The 17415-nt window shown below is 72.9% G+C and carries 16 protein-coding genes; 9 read left to right on the forward strand and 7 right to left on the reverse strand.

Features of this window, described 5'->3' with window-relative positions; genetic code table 11:
- Positions 1-145: 145 nt before the first annotated feature.
- Complete coding sequence (gene gcvP / locus OG861_RS26410) at positions 146-3031, forward strand: aminomethyl-transferring glycine dehydrogenase (protein ID WP_329193417.1); 2886 nt, start codon at positions 146-148, stop codon at positions 3029-3031.
- A gap of 87 nt (positions 3032-3118) precedes the next feature.
- On the opposite strand, the gene OG861_RS26415 is transcribed toward gcvP, so the two are convergent.
- Together OG861_RS26415 and OG861_RS26420 are read right to left on the reverse strand one after the other, a co-directional pair.
- Entirely contained in the window at positions 3119-3307 is a 189-nt protein-coding gene (locus tag OG861_RS26415) for a DUF5999 family protein (protein WP_030236602.1), read from the reverse strand.
- Positions 3308-3591: 284 nt separating this feature from the next.
- The gene (locus tag OG861_RS26420; protein ID WP_329193413.1) at positions 3592-4212 is read right to left on the reverse strand and encodes a hypothetical protein; all 621 of its coding nucleotides are present in this window, start codon (positions 4210-4212) and stop codon (positions 3592-3594) included.
- Between the two features lie 494 nt (positions 4213-4706).
- Between OG861_RS26420 and OG861_RS26425 the strand changes: the two genes are divergently transcribed.
- Positions 4707-6242, forward strand: coding sequence for a glutamate-cysteine ligase family protein (locus OG861_RS26425; protein WP_329193412.1), 1536 nt, complete (start codon positions 4707-4709; stop codon positions 6240-6242).
- A 43-nt stretch (positions 6243-6285) separates the two neighbouring features.
- Positions 6286-7125: a CPBP family intramembrane glutamic endopeptidase gene (locus tag OG861_RS26430; RefSeq protein ID WP_329193410.1), complete on the forward strand. Its 840-nt coding sequence runs from the start codon at positions 6286-6288 to the stop codon at positions 7123-7125.
- Between the two features lie 4 nt (positions 7126-7129).
- Here the strand turns inward: OG861_RS26430 and OG861_RS26435 are convergent, their stop codons facing one another.
- Positions 7130-7948: a PhzF family phenazine biosynthesis protein gene (locus OG861_RS26435; protein WP_329193408.1), complete on the reverse strand. Its 819-nt coding sequence runs from the start codon at positions 7946-7948 to the stop codon at positions 7130-7132.
- A gap of 133 nt (positions 7949-8081) precedes the next feature.
- A complete protein-coding gene (locus tag OG861_RS26440) occupies positions 8082-9026 on the reverse strand; it encodes a GlxA family transcriptional regulator (RefSeq protein ID WP_329202019.1) in 945 nt (314 codons plus the stop codon).
- A gap of 94 nt (positions 9027-9120) precedes the next feature.
- Here OG861_RS26440 and OG861_RS26445 point away from each other — a divergent pair, with 94 nt between their 5' ends.
- Positions 9121-9714, forward strand: coding sequence for an MBL fold metallo-hydrolase (locus OG861_RS26445; RefSeq protein WP_329193407.1), 594 nt, complete (start codon positions 9121-9123; stop codon positions 9712-9714).
- A 205-nt stretch (positions 9715-9919) separates the two neighbouring features.
- Positions 9920-10540, forward strand: a complete 621-nt coding sequence (locus tag OG861_RS26450; protein ID WP_329193406.1) for a PadR family transcriptional regulator — start codon at positions 9920-9922, stop codon at positions 10538-10540.
- Between the two features lie 82 nt (positions 10541-10622).
- Here OG861_RS26450 and OG861_RS26455 read toward each other — a convergent pair whose 3' ends face one another.
- Positions 10623-11051, reverse strand: coding sequence for a type II toxin-antitoxin system Rv0910 family toxin (locus tag OG861_RS26455; RefSeq protein WP_329193405.1), 429 nt, complete (start codon positions 11049-11051; stop codon positions 10623-10625).
- 169 nt (positions 11052-11220) lie between these two features.
- Here OG861_RS26455 and OG861_RS26460 point away from each other — a divergent pair, with 169 nt between their 5' ends.
- Together OG861_RS26460 and OG861_RS26465 are read left to right on the forward strand one after the other, a co-directional pair.
- The gene (locus OG861_RS26460; protein WP_329193403.1) at positions 11221-12177 is read left to right on the forward strand and encodes an EamA family transporter; all 957 of its coding nucleotides are present in this window, start codon (positions 11221-11223) and stop codon (positions 12175-12177) included.
- Between the two features lie 162 nt (positions 12178-12339).
- The gene (locus OG861_RS26465; protein WP_329193402.1) at positions 12340-13302 is read left to right on the forward strand and encodes a DMT family transporter; all 963 of its coding nucleotides are present in this window, start codon (positions 12340-12342) and stop codon (positions 13300-13302) included.
- On the opposite strand, the gene OG861_RS26470 is transcribed toward OG861_RS26465, so the two are convergent.
- Complete coding sequence (locus OG861_RS26470; protein ID WP_329193400.1) at positions 13284-14021, reverse strand: pyridoxamine 5'-phosphate oxidase family protein; 738 nt, start codon at positions 14019-14021, stop codon at positions 13284-13286. The two genes, OG861_RS26465 and OG861_RS26470, sit on opposite strands and share 19 nt — an antisense overlap.
- Positions 14022-14058: 37 nt before the next feature.
- Here OG861_RS26470 and OG861_RS26475 point away from each other — a divergent pair, with 37 nt between their 5' ends.
- Positions 14059-15390 carry an aminotransferase class I/II-fold pyridoxal phosphate-dependent enzyme gene (locus tag OG861_RS26475; RefSeq protein WP_329193398.1) on the forward strand — a complete coding sequence of 444 codons (1332 nt, stop codon included), beginning with the start codon at positions 14059-14061 and terminating at the stop codon, positions 15388-15390.
- 88 nt (positions 15391-15478) lie between these two features.
- Here OG861_RS26475 and OG861_RS26480 read toward each other — a convergent pair whose 3' ends face one another.
- Entirely contained in the window at positions 15479-16438 is a 960-nt protein-coding gene (locus OG861_RS26480; RefSeq protein WP_329193396.1) for a DMT family transporter, read from the reverse strand.
- 74 nt (positions 16439-16512) lie between these two features.
- On the opposite strand from OG861_RS26480, the gene OG861_RS26485 reads away from it, so the two are divergent.
- Positions 16513-17412, forward strand: coding sequence for a LysR family transcriptional regulator (locus OG861_RS26485; protein WP_329193394.1), 900 nt, complete (start codon positions 16513-16515; stop codon positions 17410-17412).
- Positions 17413-17415: the final 3 nt, after the last annotated feature.

Here is a 17415-nt window from a genome sequence, read left to right on the forward strand (position 1 = left end):
CCTCACCGACGGTGAAAGCCGGAATCCGCGGGTCATCCCCGCGACTCCGGTGAAGCTCTCAGGTTGAGATGACAGAGGGGGAGGCCGTCCGGGTGCCCGCGCCGTGGTGCCCCTCGCAGGTCGTACGACCAGGAGGCCTCCGTACATGACCGCCAACCGCATTCCGCTCTCTCAGCTGGAGCGAGGCATCCCCTTCGAGCAGCGCCACATCGGCCCGGATGCCGAGGCGCAGGCCAAGATGCTCGCCCAGGTGGGCTACGGCTCCCTGGACGAACTGACCGCCGCCGCGGTACCGGATGTGATCAAGACCGCGGCCGCGTTGAACCTCCCCGAGGCGCGGACCGAGGCCGAGGTGCTGGCCGAGCTCCGCTCGCTCGCCGACCGCAACCAGGTCCTCTCCTCCATGATCGGCCTCGGTTACTACGGCACCTTCACGCCGCCGGTGATCCTGCGCAACGTCATGGAGAACCCGGCCTGGTACACGGCCTACACGCCGTACCAGCCGGAGATCTCGCAGGGCCGCCTGGAGGCGCTGCTGAACTTCCAGACCGTCGTCGCCGACCTGACCGGCCTGCCGACCTCGGGTGCCTCCCTGCTCGACGAGGGCACCGCGGCCGCCGAGGCCATGTCGCTGGCCCGCCGCGTCGGCAAGGTCAAGGGCGGCGTCTTCCTGATCGACGCCGACGCCCTGCCCCAGACCATCGCCGTGATCGAGACCCGCGCCGAGCCGATCGGGGTCGAGGTCGTCGTCGCGGACCTGTCCGAGGGCATCCCGGCCGAGATCGCCGAGCGCGGTGTCTTCGGCGTGCTGCTCCAGTACCCCGGCGCCTCCGGCGCCGTGCGGGAGATCAAGCCGGTCATCGACCAGGCGCACGAGCTGGGCGCGATCGTCACCGTCTCCGCCGACCTCCTCGCGCTGACCCTGCTGGTCTCCCCGGGGGAGCTCGGCGCCGACATCGCGGTGGGCACCACGCAGCGCTTCGGCGTCCCGATGGGCTTCGGCGGACCGCACGCCGGCTACATGGCCGTCCAGGCCAAGCACGCCCGCTCGCTGCCCGGCCGCCTCGTCGGCGTCTCCGTCGACGCGGACGGCAACAAGGCCTACCGCCTCGCCCTCCAGACCCGCGAGCAGCACATCCGCCGCGAGAAGGCCACCAGCAACATCTGCACCGCGCAGGTGCTCCTCGCCGTCATGGCCGGGATGTACGCCGTCTACCACGGCCCGGACGGCCTGCGCACGATCGCCCGCCGGACCCACCGCTACGCCGCCCTGCTCGCCGCGGGCCTGACGGCCGGCGGGGTCGAGGTCGTGCACGGCGCGTACTTCGACACCGTCACCGCCCGGGTTCCCGGACGGGCCGCCGAGGTCGTGGCCGCCGCCCGCGAGGCCGGGGTCAACCTCTACCGGGCCGACGCCGACCTCGTCTCCATCGCCTGTGACGAGACGACGCTGCGCGCCGACATCGAGGCCGTCTGGGGCGCCTTCGGCGTCACGGCGGACATCGAGGCGCTGGACGCCACCGCCGAGGACACGCTGCCCGAGGGTCTGCTGCGCTCGGACCAGTACCTGACGCACCCGGTGTTCCACCAGCACCGCAGCGAGACCGCCATGCTGCGCTACCTGCGCAAGCTCGCGGACAAGGACTACGCGCTGGACCGCGGCATGATCCCGCTGGGCTCCTGCACGATGAAGCTCAACGCGACCACCGAGATGGAGCCGGTGACCTGGCCCGAGTTCGGCCAGCTGCACCCGTTCGCCCCGGTGGAGCAGGCCGAGGGCTACCTCACGCTCATCACCGAGCTGGAGGAACGTCTCTGCGAGGTCACCGGCTACGACAAGGTCTCGATCCAGCCGAACGCCGGCTCCCAGGGTGAGCTCGCCGGTCTGCTGGCCGTGCGCGCCTACCACCGCGCGAACGGCGACGAGCAGCGCACCATCTGCCTCATCCCGTCCTCGGCGCACGGCACGAACGCCGCCAGCGCCGTGATGGCCGGCATGAAGGTCGTCGTCGTCAAGACCGCCGACGACGGCGAGGTGGACGCGGACGACCTGCGCGCCAAGATCGAGCAGTACCGCGACGAGCTCGCCGTCCTGATGATCACCTACCCCTCGACGCACGGTGTCTTCGAGGAGCACGTCGCCGACATCTGCGCCCAGGTGCACGAGGCGGGCGGCCAGGTCTACGTGGACGGCGCCAACCTCAACGCCCTGGTGGGTCTGGCCAAGCCGGGCCACTTCGGCGGCGACGTCTCGCACCTGAACCTGCACAAGACCTTCTGCATCCCGCACGGCGGCGGCGGTCCGGGCGTCGGCCCGGTCGGTGTCCGGGCGCACCTCGCCCCCTACCTGCCCAACCACCCGCTCCAGCCGACCGCCGGCCCCGAGACGGGCGTCGGCCCGATCTCCGCGGCGCCCTGGGGTTCGGCCGGCATCCTGCCGATCTCCTGGTCCTACGTCCGCCTGATGGGCGGCGAGGGTCTCAAGCGCGCCACCCAGGTGGCGGTGCTCGGTGCCAACTACATCGCCAAGCGTCTGGAGCCGCACTACCCGGTGCTCTACACGGGCCCCGGCAACCTGGTCGCGCACGAGTGCATCATCGACCTGCGGCCGCTGTCGAAGACGACGGGCGTGAGCGTGGACGACATCGCCAAGCGTCTGATCGACTACGGCTTCCACGCCCCGACGATGTCCTTCCCGGTGGCCGGCACGCTGATGATCGAGCCGACGGAGTCCGAGGACCTCGCCGAGATCGACCGGTTCTGCGACGCGATGATCGCCATCCGCGGCGAGATCGAGCGGGTCGCGGGCGGCGAGTGGCCGGTGGACGACAACCCGCTGGCCAACTCCCCCCACACCGCGGCGGCGCTCGGCGGCGAGTGGAACCACCCGTACAGCCGTGACGAGGCCGTCTTCCCGGGCGGCGTCACCGCGGCCGAGAAGTACTGGCCGCCGGTGCGCCGGATCGACGGCGCCTTCGGCGACCGGAACCTGGTGTGCTCCTGCCCGCCGCTGGACGAGTACGACGCCTGAGCCGTCTCCCCGTAGACGGACGACGTAGGAAGGGGCCGGTCCCGGAGCGCATGCTCCGGGACCGGCCCCCTTCTCGTGAGCGAGCCGTCAGGCGACCGCGAGCGGGCGGTGCGGGGCGATGATCTGGCCGTCCGGCAGCAGCTCACCGGTGTCCTCGAAGAGCAGGACGCCGTTGCACAGCAGGCTCCAGCCCTGTTCCGGGTGGTTGGCCACCGGGCGCGCGGCCTCCCGGTCGGCGGACTCTGATGACGGGCAGGCAGGCTGGTGCTGGCACATGGATGCGTTCTTTCGCTGCGGTGTGGTCTGCGTGCTACGGCTCGATGTGTGTTTCATGGCCGTCCCCCTGGTTTCATCCCCGCACCAGCGGGGAGCGTGTCGTCAGTCTTCCCCCATGACGGCTGCTTCGCAGGGATTTCCCGGCAGCTGTCCTCATAGATTGAGGACGCATCACTCGTGCGGGCGGTTCAGCCAACTGCCTTGTCGATCGGGGTGGTTCCGCGCTGGCCCAAGCGGGCTAGGCCGCATGGGCCACTCGGGCCATGCCGGTCGGTCCGTGCAGGTCAGGCCGCCGGAGCGGCCACCGGCGGCGGTGTCGGAGGCGCCGTACGCCGCAGCCGGTGGGTCAGTACGGGCAGCAGTTCGGACACCGGGTGCGGCCGGTAGGGGGCGATCCCGGGCGGGGCCGGTGCCAGGGGCACCAGCAGGTCGGCAGCGGCCGGCAGCCCGGCGGAGGCGTCGGCGTTCACGGCACCGTGCAGCCACAGCGTCAGCATGTACAGCTCCGGTACGGACAGCAGCCTGGGCTGGTAGCCCTGGCCGAGCGACTCCGCCTGGCGCAGCGCGCGTTCGGTCGCCGCCACGTAGGGGCCCTCGAAGAAGTGCGAGAAGGCCCAGCCGTCCGGGGTGAGCCGGGTGTCGGCGGCCGCGACGAACCGGTCGCCGCTGCGGATCAGGAACCGCCAGCCCGTCAGCCGCGTGCGGGGCGGCCTGCCGCCGGGGACCAGCGCCGAGGAGTGCAGCCGGTCGAGGACGTGGACCGGCAGGGGGAGTTCGGCGGTGACCGGCCCTTGCAAGGCGCGCAGGGAAGGTGTGTGTGCCTCGTTGACGGCGGTGGGGGAACCGAGTGCCGCGAGGACGCTGCGCAGGGCGGGCGCGGGAGCCGGAGGGACATGCAGCGGCATGGTGGGTCGCCTCTCACTTGGGAGACCGGTGCTACGGGAGAAGGTGCGGACGGCGCTGTCGCATTCTGGGGTCAGAGGTGGGCTGTGGGGCAATGGCCGCGCGCCAACTCTCTGCCTCGTTTGCGGAGTTTATACGACATGTGTTCACGCAATGTTTCGGCTAGCTGTCCCGGCTATTGCCGACAAGGCGATTACCGGTCCCGCTGACCTGACATACATGCCGGTTGCACGCGGACATGCAGCGCTGACCTCGGAGGTTACCGGATGGGGGCTCGGCTGGAAAGCGCCGGTTATCCGAAGCGGGCAAAGTCAATGCGGAATTTGCTCAGGTGTACTTGCCGGGTGAATGTGCCGAAGCGCCGTTCGCGCCAAACCGGCGCGCGCTCGCGGCCACGCGCGCCCCCTCGGCGTTAGCGATCATGCCGCTGGGGCATCATCGACCGTAACGCCCGCCTGGATGCTGTGGGCCGGGCCACTTGAGGAGGGACACCTCGATGGGGGAGAAGGTCGTGGCAGGCGGATTCGACCTGTCCGATCGGCAGCGGTATCGGAGGAAGCTGCGGGAGTGCCTGGAGGGCCTGGAGCGACTTCTGGCAGAGCAGAGGTTCGATCGCCCGAAGAACATGATGGGGCTGGAGATCGAATTGAATCTCGCGGGTGCCGACGGGTTGCCGAAAATGGTGAATGCCCAGGTCCTGGAACGGATAGCGAGCCCCGATTTCCAGACCGAGCTCGGAATGTTCAACCTGGAGGTCAACGTCCTCCCGCACCGCCTGGAGGGCCGTGTTTTCGACCAGCTCGCCGAGGAACTGAGCGCCGGACTCCACTACGCCCACCGGCAGGCCGCGGAGATCGACGCGGGCGTGGTGATGATCGGGATCCTGCCCACCGTCTCCCGGGCCGATCTGGCCTTGGCGAACCTCTCGGCGGTGGACCGCTACTCGCTGCTGAACGAGCAGATCCTCATGATGCGCGGCGAGGACTTCACCCTCGACATCGAGGGCGTCGAGCGGGTCACCTGGACCACCGGCTCGATCGTGCCGGAAGCGGCCTGCACCTCCGTGCAGTTGCACTTGCAGGTGACCCCGGCCCGGTTCGCGGACGTGTGGAACGCGGCGCAGGCGGTGGCGGCCGTACAGATAGCGGTCGGCGCCAACTCCCCGTTCCTGTTCGGCCGGGAGCTGTGGCGCGAGTCCCGGCCGCCGCTGTTCACCCAGGCCACCGACACCCGGCCGCCCGAGCTCCAGGCGCAGGGCGTGCGGCCGCGCACCTGGTTCGGGGAGCGGTGGGTGGAGTCGGCGTACGAACTCTTCGCGGAGAACGTCCGCTACTTCCCCGCGCTGCTGCCGATCTGCGACGAGGAGGAGCCGCTGCGGGTGCTCGCCGAGGGCGGGGTGCCCAGCCTCCAGGAGCTGGTGCTGCACAACGGCACGGTCTACCGCTGGAACCGGCCCGTGTACGGGGTCGCCGACGGTGTGCCGCACCTGCGGGTGGAGAACCGGGTGCTGCCGGCCGGGCCGACGGTGGCCGACGTCGTGGCCAACGCGGCCTTCTACTACGGCCTCGTACGGACGCTCGCGGACGAACCGCGTCCGGTGTGGACCCGGCTCCCCTTCGCCGAGGCGGAGGCCAACTTCGACGCGGCCTGCCGGTACGGGATGGACGCCCGGCTGCACTGGCCACGCCGGGGCCGGGGCGCGGGCCTGGCGAGCGTACCGGCGGTGCGCCTGGTGCTGGACGAGCTGCTGCCGATGGCGGCCGCGGGCCTGGACGCGTGGGGGATCGCACCCGCCGACCGGGACCGCTGCCTGGGGATCATCGAGGAGCGCTGCCGGAGCCGGGTGAACGGGGCGACCTGGCAGGTGGACACCTACCACCAGGCGCTCGCGGGCGGCCTGGAGCGCGACGCCGCGCTGGCCGCGACGACCCGGCGGTACACCGAGCTGATGCACCGGGGCGACCCCGTGCACACCTGGCCCGTCGGGCTCCCGGAGCGGGAGGTGGACGCCTCGGCGGCGATCGGCCGCTGACCCGCCGGGTCCGGTGCGTGCCCGGCCACCCCCAGGAGGCAGTATGGGGGTGGCGGACAACGGGACGGCGGAACGGGAGTCGCACGTGCGGGTGGAGCCGGAGCCGGTGGCCGTGGACCGGCGGGAGGACGGCCGCGGGTACCTGCGGACCGAGACGCTGCTCGTGCTCGCGCTCTCCCTGGGCGCGAGCGCGGTCTCGGCGCTGATCAGTTTCATCGGCTCGCTGACCAAGCCGGGGGGCCTCAAGGACCAGGCCGCCACGCTCAACGGCTCGTACGCGCCCGGTCGCCCCTGGTTGGACCTCGCGTGGCAGCTGTTCGGGATCGCGACCGCGCTGGTGCCCGTCCTGCTCGTCGCCCACCTGCTGACCCGGGAGGGCGCGCCGGGTCTGCGGGTGCTCGGCTTCGACCGCACCAGCCCCGGCCGGGACCTGGGGCGGGGGGTGCTCGTCGCGGCGGGGATCGGCAGCGCGGGGCTGGCGTTCTACCTGGCGTCGCGGGCCGCCGGCTTCAACCTGACGGTGGTGCCGGAGGCGCTGCCCGACGTGTGGTGGAAGTTCCCGGTGCTGATCCTGTCCGCCCTGCAGAACGCGGTGGTGGAGGAGGTCATCGTGCTGGCCTACCTGCTGCGGCGGCTGGACGGGCTCGGCTGGTCCCCGACGGCGGCGCTGCTGGCCAGCTCGGTGCTGCGCGGCTCCTACCACCTGTACCAGGGCGTCGGCGGCTTCGTCGGCAACATGGTGATGGGCGTCGTCTTCGTCCTGGCCTACCGGCGCTGGGGCCGGGTGACTCCGCTGGTCGTCGCCCACGCGCTGCTCGACATCGTCGCCTTCGGCGGGTACGCCCTGCTGGCGGGCCACGTCTCCTGGCTGCCGACCCCCTGAGGGGTCAGGGGCCGGTGCGCAGCTCGCCGTCCAGCACCGTGACCGCGTCGCCGGTCAGGAGCGTACGGTCGCCGGCGAGCCGGACGGTGACCAGGCCGGTGCGCCTCCCGCCCTGCAGCCCCACCAGTTCCGGGCGGCCCAGCCGGGCGGCCCAGAAGGGGGCGAGCGCGGTGTGGGCGCTGCCGGTGACGGGATCCTCGTCGATGCCGACGGCGGGGAAGAAGCCCCGGGAGACGAAGTCGTACCCGCGGGCGGGGTCCTCGGCGGCCGCGGTGACGATCACCCCGCGGCGGGCGTAGGCACGCAGGGCGGCGTGGTCGGGCGTGAGGTCCCGTACCGCCCGCTCGTCGGCCAGTTCCACCACCAGGTCGCCGATGTGGGCGGAGGTGTCGTGGACGGACAGGGCCGCGGCACCCAGGGCGCGCTCCACCTCGGCGGGCGTCTCGACGGGGGTGAGCGAGGACGTCGGGAAGTCCATCGTGATCCGGCCGTCGTCGCCGGCCAGTGCCGTCAGTACGCCGCTGCGGGTGCCGAAGCGGATCAGGCCGTTCGCGAGGCCGCTCGCCGTGAGGACGTGGGCCGTGGCGAGGGTGGCGTGGCCGCACATGTCGACCTCGGTGGCCGGCGTGAACCAGCGCAGCGCCCAGTCGGCCTCCCCGCCGGGCGGCAGGGGACGGGCGAAGGCGGTCTCGGAGAGGTTGACCTCCGCCGCTACCTGCTGGAGCCACCGGTCCGCGGGGAACTCCCCGTCGAGGACCAGCACCCCGGCGGGATTCCCGCCGAAGGGACGGTCGGTGAAGGCGTCGACGATTCGGATGCGCATGCCCCGACCCTATGGGCTGTCCCCTGCTCCCCGACGGGCGCGCGGCGAACCCGGACCGGACGCGGTTGCGCAGCTCATGCCTCGGCGGGGCGCCCGCGGGAGGCGGCGCAGCCCTCCTGGCACGCGTGGTCCGTCATGGCGCGTTCGTGAAGGAGCGGCGGTAGGAGCGGGGCGGCACTCCCCGGCGGCGTACGAACTGTTCGCGCAAGACGGCCGCGCTCCCGTATCCGACGCGGTGGGCGACCTCTTCGACCGGCAGGTCCGTGGTCTCCAGGAGCTCCTCGGCGGTGCTCAGACGCAGGCCGCGCAGCCAGGCGTGGGGGGTCGTGCCGGTGGCGGCGGTGAAGCGGCGGGCGAAGGTGCGTTTGCTCATCACGGCCCGCCGGGCCAGTTCTGCGACGGGAAGCGGCTGGTGGAGATTCCCGCGGGCCCACACGAGTACCTCGGCGAGACGCTCGTCGCCGCAGTCTTCGGGGACGGGGGCGGCCAGGTACTGGGCCTGCCCGCCCTCGCGGTGGGAGGGCAGTACCACGTCCCGGGCAACGGCGTTGGCCATCGCGGCTCCGTGCTCCCGCCTCAGCAGGTGCAGGCAGAGGTCGAAGCCCGCCGCGGCTCCCGCGCCCGTGATGACGCGTCCTTCGTCGATGTAGAGGGCGTCGGGTTCGACGGTGACTTCGGGGTGGCGGCGGGCGAGCAGTTCGGCGAACCGCCAGTGGGTGGTGGCCCGCCGTCCGTCGAGCAGTCCGGCGGCGGCGAGCGCGAAAGCGCCGACGCAGTGGGCCGCGACGAGCGAACCGCGCTCGTGTGCCGCCGACAGCGCGTCGAGCACGGCGGGAGCGGGCGGTGTGCGGAAGCCGGCCCACGGCAGGGCGATCACCAGATCGGCCGAGGCGAGCCGGTCCAGACCGTGCGTGAGGGTGAGCGGCACGCCGAGGTCGGTGGGGACCGGCCCGGGCCGGTCGGTGCACAGCGCGAAGTCGAACCCGTCCAGTGCCCCGCCGTGCGGGCCGAAGACCTCGGTGACGATGCCGACGGCGAGCATGCCGACTCCGGGCGGGGCGTACGCGGCGACGGTCATGAAGGGAGGCACACGCCCAGTGTGGCAGTAATCCTGCGATCAGCGGCAGCTGTGCCACTCGTGGGGAACCGACCGCCCCGGAAGGATGGGGGGCATGACAGACGCACCGCTCGGCCGCAGCGCCGCATACAAGGTCCTGACCACTGGATACGTCGGCTCCACGGGCCCCGGCGTCGCCGCCACCGTCTCCTACGTGCACGACGCGGGACGGCACGTGATCTTCGACCCCGGCATGGTGGCGAGCCACGACGACATCCTCTCCCCGCTCGCGGAGCTGGGTCTGGGTCCCGAGGACATCACCGACGTGGTGCTCAGTCACCACCACCCTGACAACACCATGAACGTGGGGCTGTTCGGACGGGCCCGGGTGCACGACCACAAGGTGGAGTACCTGGGCGACCAGTGGAAGAACCGGGACGCGGAAGGCTACGAACTCACCCCGTCGCTGCGGCTGATCCGCACGCTGGGCCACAGCGCCGAGGACATCACGCTGCTCGCCGGCACGGACTCCGGCGTAGTGGCCTTCGCCGGTGACCTGTGGTGGCACGCGCACGGTCCGGCGGACGACCCGGTGGCCCCCGACCGCGAGGTACTGCGTGCCTCCCGGCTGCGGGTGCTGGCCGCCGCGGACCTGATCGTGCCCGGCCACGGCGGCCCGTTCAGGGCCGACGACACCACGCCGCGCTAGCCGCTCCGTCCGGTGTGAGCTGCGGACTTCCGTCCGTGAGAGACCCTGTCGGCCAAAAGTTTCCGATATATCGTTGACGCATCGCGAAGGGTCGGTCATAGTGGAGACGTCGGAGCCCGGGAACGGGGTTCGACGCAGCGGTCGCAACAACGACCGGCAACCACATCCACATCGACGAATGACGAATGGCGAAAGGAGCGCAGTCATGCGTTCACACGGACAGCACGGACACGACCACGGGCACGAGCACGGACGGGGTCACGGCCACTGCGGCCCTGACCGTCGGGAGGAGTTCACGGGGCGGCGAGCCGCCTTCGGACCGTTCGGGCCGCCCTTCGGCGGAGGGCCCTTCGGCGGGCGCGGGGGACGGGGCGGGCCGCGCGGCCGCGCCCGGCGCGGCGACGTGCGCGCCTCCATCCTGGCGCTCCTCGCCGACCGGCCGATGCACGGCTACGAAATGATCCAGGAGATCGGCGAGCGCAGCGGCGGGGCGTGGAAGCCCAGCCCGGGCTCGGTCTACCCGACCCTCCAGCTGCTGGAGGACGAGGGTCTCATCACCAGTGAGAGCGACGGCGGCAAGAAGCTGTTCACGCTCACCGACGCCGGCCGCACCGAGGCCGAGTCGGGCCCGTCGGCCCCCTGGGCCGAGGCGGGCCGGGGCTTCGACTTCGAGGCGATGCGCGAGGTCCGGACGGCCGGTCTCGGCCTGATGGAGGCGTTCGGCCAGGTCTTCAAGACCGGCACGCCCGAGCAGCGCGAGAAGGCCCTCGGGGTCGTCAACGACGCCCGCAAGAAGCTGTACCTCATCCTGGCCGACGAGCACTGACCCCGGCCGCTCCTCCCGCGGAACACCGGCGCGCCCCACGAGTCCTCTCGTGGGGCGCGCCGGCGCGTGTGTCCGGGGCCGCTCAGGCGACCAGCGCCGACAGCCTGCGCAGGGACTCGTTCAGGGCGGCGGTCGCGGAGTCCTTGAGCTTGCCCGCCATCAGCGAGACGGCGGCGCCGGTGAACTCGCCGTCGATGCGGACGGTGGTGGAGCCGCCGTCCGGGACAAGGGTGTACCGGGTGAGGACGGCCACCCCCATCGGGCCCTTGCCGGTGATGGCGAAGAGGCGTTCGTCCTCCAGCTCCGAGACGGTCCACAGCACCTCGGCCGGGAAGCCCATCATCTTCATGTTCTCGGCGAAGGTGGACCCGACGGCGAGGGTCTGCGGGCCGCCCTTGGGGAAGTCGGTGTGGGTCATGCTCCACTGGCCGTACGCGTCCCAGTCCGTCAGCTGCGCCCAGACCTTCGCGGCGGGCGCCTCGATGCGTGATTCCGCGGTGACTTCGGCCATGCGGCCACCCCTTCTCGTCGGGTACGTGCGCGGAACGTAGCCCCGGCGGCCGGAACATTCAATACTGACGACCTGTCAGAAAGGGTGGCGGCCGCCGGTCCGGGCACCGGTCCGTCTCAACAGGTGTCACCCGGGCGACACTCCTGTCCGGCCCTGCCATGATGGCCTCATGCAAGCGTCAGGGAAGAACTCCGGACTGGGCCTCGCCCTGATCTCGGCGTGTGCGTTCGGTGGTTCCGGCGTCGCGGCGAAGCCGCTGATCGAGGCGGGCCTGGACCCGCTCCACATGGTCTGGCTGAGGGTCGCCGGCGCGGCGCTGGTGCTGTCCCCGCTGGCGTGGCGCCACCGCGACCTGGTGCGGCGCAAGCCGCTGCTGCTGGCCGGTTTCGGGCTGATCGCGGTCGCCGGTGTGCAGGCCTTCTACTTCGCCTCGCTCTCCCGCATCCCGGTCGGTGTGGCCCTGCTGCTGGAGTACCTGGGGCCGTGCCTGCTCCTCGGGTACATCCGGTTCGTCCAGCGCAAGCCGGTGACCCGGGCCGCCGCGGCCGGCGCGACCGTGGCCGTCGTCGGTCTGGCCTGTGTCGTGGAGATCTGGGCCGGGCTCAGCCTGGACCTGCTCGGTGTGCTGCTCGGTCTCGCCGCCGCCTGCTGCCAGGCCTGCTACTTCGTCTTCGCGGACCACGGCAGCGACGGCGGCGACGTACCCGACCCGATCGGTGTGATCGCGTTCGGCATGCTCATCGGAACCCTGGTCATGACCGTGGTCGCCCGGCCGTGGCGGATCGACTGGCAGGTACTGGCCGGCGACGCCGTCATGGGCGACATGACGGTGCCCGCGCCGGTGCTGCTCGCCTTCGTGGTGCTGATCGCCACCGTGTTCGCGTACCTGACCGGGGTCGTCGCCGTGCGCAGGCTGTCGCCGCAGGTCGCGGGTGTCGTGGCCTGTCTGGAGGCGGTCGTCGCGACCGTGCTCGCCTGGGTCCTCCTGGGCGAGCACCTCTCCACCTGGCAGACCCTGGGCGGCGCGCTCGTCCTGGGCGGGGCCTTCATCGCGCAGTCCGCGCGCGCCACCCCGCACGCGGCCCCCGAGCCGGCCGCCCTGGACCGCGAAGTGACGAAGGTCTAGTGTGACGATCATGCCTTCGACCGCTGTGCTTCCGCCTCCCGCCGCCTAGCGCGGGCGGCCCTCACGCAACAGTCCCGGCCCGGGAGTGACCCGGGCGGGTTCGCGCTGCCCGCGAAGCGATGACCGGCTTTCCTCATCCTTCACGCATGCGCGGAGACACCTGTGCCGAACCATTCGCCCGCCGCCGGGCGCAGTCTGCTGTACCTCGTCATCGCCGGAGCCGCCTGGGGCACCGCCGGGGCGGCCGCCTCCCTCCTCTTCCTGGCCAGTGACCTCGGCCCGCTCGCCCTGTCGTTCTGGCGCAGTGCGGGTGGCCTCCTGGTCCTGGCGGGGGTGCTCGCCGTACGCCGCCGCCCCGCGCCGGCCTCGCTCCGTCCTTCGGTCCCGTCGCTGATCGGGACCGGCCTGATGTTCACCGTGTTCCAGGCCGCGTACTTCGGCGCCGTGCGCGAGACCGGCCTGGCGGTCGGCACCGTGGTCACCCTGGGCGCCGGGCCGGTGCTGATCGCGCTCGGCGCGCGGTACTGGACGGGTGAACGGCTCGGCCGGGGCGGAGCCGCCGCGGTCGGCGGGGCGCTGGCCGGCCTCGCCGTGCTGGTGCTGGGCAGCGGCGGCGGCGAGGTGCGGCCGCTCGGCGTCGGCTGGGCGCTGCTGTCGGCGGCCGGCTACGCGGGGATGACCCTGCGCGCCCGGTGGCTGGGGCAGCGCGGGGAGGGCGGGGACCCGCTCGTCACCACCGCCTGGTCGGTCGGGGTGGGCGCGGTGTGCCTGCTGCCGCTCGCCGTGATGGAGGGGCTGCTTCCGCACACCGCCGAACCGGACCGGGTGGCGTGGCTGCTGGTGTACGTCGCCGTCGTGCCGACGGCCCTGGCGTACGCCTTGTACTTCACCGGCGCCGCCGCGGTGCGGGCCGCGACGGTGTCCGTGATCATGCTGATCGAGCCGGTGAGCGCGGCGGTGATCGCCGTCCTGGTGCTCGGGGAGCGGCTGACGGGCGCCGTGGTGCTGGGGACCGTACTGCTGCTGACGGCGGTCGGTGCGCTGATCGCCGCCGAGGCGCGGCGGCCGGCGGGCGGGCCGGTGGAGGTCCGGCCCGCCCCGGTGGCTCAGAGCGCGGCGAGGTAGCCGGGGACGGCGATGCCGGGGGCCAGGTCGGCGGCCGGGACCGGGGCCCCGTACGCGGGGGCGACCGGGACGACGCCAGACCAGTAGGGCAGGTCCAGGTCCTCGGCTTCGTCGTTCGGGCCGCCGGTACGGAGCTTCGCCGAGACCTCGTCGAGATCCAGGCGGATCACCGCCGTGGCCGCGAGTTCCTTGGCGTTGGCCGGGCGGGAGTCGGCGGAGCGGCCCGGTACGACGTGGTCGACCAGGGCGTCGAGCGCCATGCGGCACTCCTCCTCGTCGGTGACCTGGTAGGCCGTGCCGTGCACCACGACCGAGCGGTAGTTGAGGGAGTGGTGGAAGGCGGAACGGGCCAGCACCAGGCCGTCGACGTGCGTGACCGTCACGCAGACGGGCAGCCCGGGGTCGGTCCCTCCGGCCGCGAGCAGCGGGCGGGAGCCGGTCGAACCGTGGATGTAGAGGCGGTCGCCGACCCGGCCGAAGAGCGTCGGCAGCACGACCGGCGCGCCGTCGCGGACGAAGCCGAGGTGGCAGACGTAGGCCTGGTCGAGTATCGAGTGGACCGTCTCGCGGTCGTAGCGCGCCCGTTCCCGGGAGCGGGTCGGGACGGTGCGTCCGGTCGGCGCGTACGAGCCTGCCGCTGCGGCATCAGTGGTCGCCGCCGGATCGGTCGCCGGGTCGTTCGCCGGGTCGGTCGGCTCGGTGACGTGCGTGACGCTCATGGTGCGGACTCCGTTGTACTAGTGCATAATGTTCTTTGTGCTAGGAGAGTATCGGATCGTAGGACGTCGCGCATCGGACATCGCGGCCAGCGTCGAGGCGGGCGTCGGCTCGGGCGCGCTCGCGCCCGGAGCGATGCTGCCGCCGATGCGGGAGCTGGCGGGGGAGTTGGGGGTGAACCCCAACACCGTCGCCGCCGCCTACCGCACGCTGCGCGAGCGCGGAGTCATCGAAACGGACGGGCGGCGCGGCAGCCGCGTACGGGCCCGGCCCGCGAGCGCGCCCCGCGACGAGCTGCGCACGGTCGTGCCGGAAGGCGTGCGGGACGCCGCGTCGGGCAACCCCGACGTGTCGTTGCTGCCCCGGCTGGACGGGGCACTCGCCGCCGCGGCCGCCCGGTACGCGAATGCGCCGACCCTGTACGGGGACGACCCGGTGGCGCCGGAGCTGGGCCGCCTCGCCCGGGCCGGGTTCGACGCCGACGGGGTGCCGCCCGGCGCCATGGCGGCGACTTCGGGCGCCCTGGACGGCGTCGAGCGGGTGCTGGCCTCGCACCTGAGGCCGGGTGACGCGGTGGCGGTGGAGGACCCGGGCTGGGGCAGCGTGCTGGACCTGGTGCTCGGCCTCGGCCTGCGCCTGCTGCCGGTCCGGGTGGACGACGACGGACCGCGCCCGGAGTCGGTGGCACGGGCCCTGGCCGCGGGGGCCCGGGCGCTGGTGGTGACGGCCCGGGCGCAGAACCCGACGGGCGCCGCCGTCGGCGCGGCCAGGGCGGCGGAGCTGCGCGAACTGCTCGCAGGGCACCCCGAGGTGCTGGTCCTGGAAGACGACCACGGCCACGGCATCGTGGACCTGCCGCTCAACTGCCTGGGCGGGGTGACCCGCCACTGGGCGCTGGTCCGCTCGACGGCGAAGGCGTACGGGCCGGACCTGCGGCTCGCGGTGCTGACCGGCGACGCGGTGACCATGGACCGGGTGCGCGGCAGGCAGCGGCTGGGGCCGGGGTGGGTGAGCCGGCTGCTCCAGTACACCGTGGTGGAACTGTGGACGTCGGGCGCCGTGGACCCGGCGGCGGTGGCCCGGTCCTACGCCGAGAGGCGGGACGGGCTCGTCGCGGAGCTCGCCGCGCGCGGCGTGGGGGCGCAGGGGCGCAGCGGGATGAACGTGTGGGTGCCCGTCGCCGACGAGACGGGGGCGGTGACCCGGCTGCTTGGCGCCGGGTGGGCCGTGGCCCCGGGTGCGCGCTTCCGGGTGGACAGCGGGCCGGGGGTGCGGGTGACGGTGTCCCAGCTCGCCCCCGGCGAACTGCCGGGCCTGGCCGACGCGGTGGCCGCGGCGGTCAGGCCGGCTACGGGGGGCCGGTTCGGCTGACCGGCGCGCCGCGCGGGGAGCGCCGAACGGTACGCCGGCCGGACGTGCGCCCGGTGGGGGCGCCGAACGGCGCCCCCACCGCGCGGAGTCAGGCGGGCTCGGCGCCGGACGGGCGCCGGGCCTGGGTGAGGGCGGCGCCGGCGAGGACGACGGCCGCGCCGACCGGCGTGTTCCAGTGGAGCTGTTCGCCGAGGACCAGGACGCCCGCCGTGGTGGCGATGACGGGGATGAAGTACGTGACCATCTGCGCGGTGGTCGGGCCGACCTCCGCCACCAGGCCGTACTGCATCTGCAGGGCCATGCCCGTCCCGAGGGCGCCCAGGGTGACCACCGCCAGGGTCGGCCAGAGCGGGAACCCGGCGGGCGCCGAGGTGAACAGGACGCTGACCAGGAGCAGCTGGAGCGTCGAGACCAAGAGCTGGGCCCCGGTCATCGCCACCGGCGAGCCCGGCGCACCCGCCAGCGTACGGCGCACGTAGATCCAGCCGACCGGGTAGCAGAGCGAGGCGAGCAGGGCGAACGCGGCGCCCTCGGCGTCGACCCCGGAGAACCCCTGCCAGGCGCCGAGCACGGTCAGGACCCCCAGGAAACCGAGCCCCAGCCCCGCGAAACGGCGGCGGGTCGGGCGGTCCTCGGACAGCGCCACCAGCGAGAGCACCATGCCCCACAACGGCGACGTGGCGTTGCAGATGCCCGCCAGGCTGGACGGGATGCTCTGCTCGGCGAAGGCGAACAGCGAGAACGGCGCGGTGTTGATCAGCAGTGCGCTCACCATCAGGTGGGCCCAGGTGCGCCGGCCGCGGGGGAGCGGCTCGCGGCGGACCAGCAGTACGCCGAGGAGGGCGAGCGCTCCCGACAGGACCCGGCCGAGGGCGACGTGGAAGGGCGCGTAGCCCTCCGTGCCCACCTTGATCAGGAGGAAGCTGAAGCCCCAGATCACCGACAGGATGGCGAACCGCACGCGCCAGTCGAGGGTGCGGCGGCGCCGGGCGGTGGCGGCGCAGGAGGTGGTCGTCGGGGCGGGGCGTGTGACGGCGGGTGCGCTCATGGGGTCAACTCTGGCGGCGGCGAAGGATTAGGACAAGCGAGATTTTGTCGCGCAGACGCCGTAGCATCCCTTACATGTTGAACCTGGAGCGCCTGCGCACCCTCGATGCCCTCGCCCGCCACGGCTCGGTCAGCGGCGCGGCGGACGGCCTGCACGTCACCACCTCCGCCGTCTCCCAGCAGATGGCCAAGCTGGAGCGCGAGGTGGGGCAGCCGCTGCTGGCCAAGAGCGGGCGCGGGGTCCGGCTCACCGATGCGGGACGGCTGCTCGCCGGTCACGCCGCGCGGATCATCTCCCAGGTGGAACTCGCGCAGGCCGATGTCGAGGCCCAGCGCGGCTGCGCCGTCGGAGAGCTGGCCATCGGAGCCTTCCCGACCGCGATGCGAGGCCTGCTGCCGCCCGCCCTGTCCGCCCTGCGCGTCGACCACCCGGAGCTGCGGCCGCGGGTCCGGGAGCAGGCGCCCGAGGACTCCATGGCGGCCGTCGTACGCGGTGACCTCGACCTGGCGCTGGCCATCGACTGGTACAACAAGCGGATGCCGGTGCCCGCCGAACTCACCCGGACGCACCTGCTCGACGACTCGTGTGACGTCGCCGTCCCGGCCGGGCACCGACTTGCCGGGCGGAGCGAGATCTCCCTCGCGGAGTTCGCCGCCGACGAGTGGATCTCCTGGAACGAGGGCCAGTTCTGCCACGAGTGGCTCGTGTTCACCCTGCGGGACATGGGCATCGAGCCCCGCGTCGCGCACATCGCCGAGGAGCACCATACCCAGCTGGCCTTCGTGGAAGCCGGCCTCGGGGTGTGTGTGACACCGCGGCTCGGGCGCGGACCGGTGCCCGAGGGGGTCCGGCTGCTGCCCGTCCGGGAGGCCGTCCAGCGCCACGTGTACGCGCTCTGGCGGGCCGATGCCGACCGGCGGCCCTCGATCCGGGCCGCCGTCGAGGCCCTGCGGACGGCCGCGCTCGCTCTCTAGGGC

This window comes from Streptomyces sp. NBC_00539, assembly GCF_036346105.1.
Classification (GTDB): Bacteria; Actinomycetota; Actinomycetes; order Streptomycetales; family Streptomycetaceae; genus Streptomyces.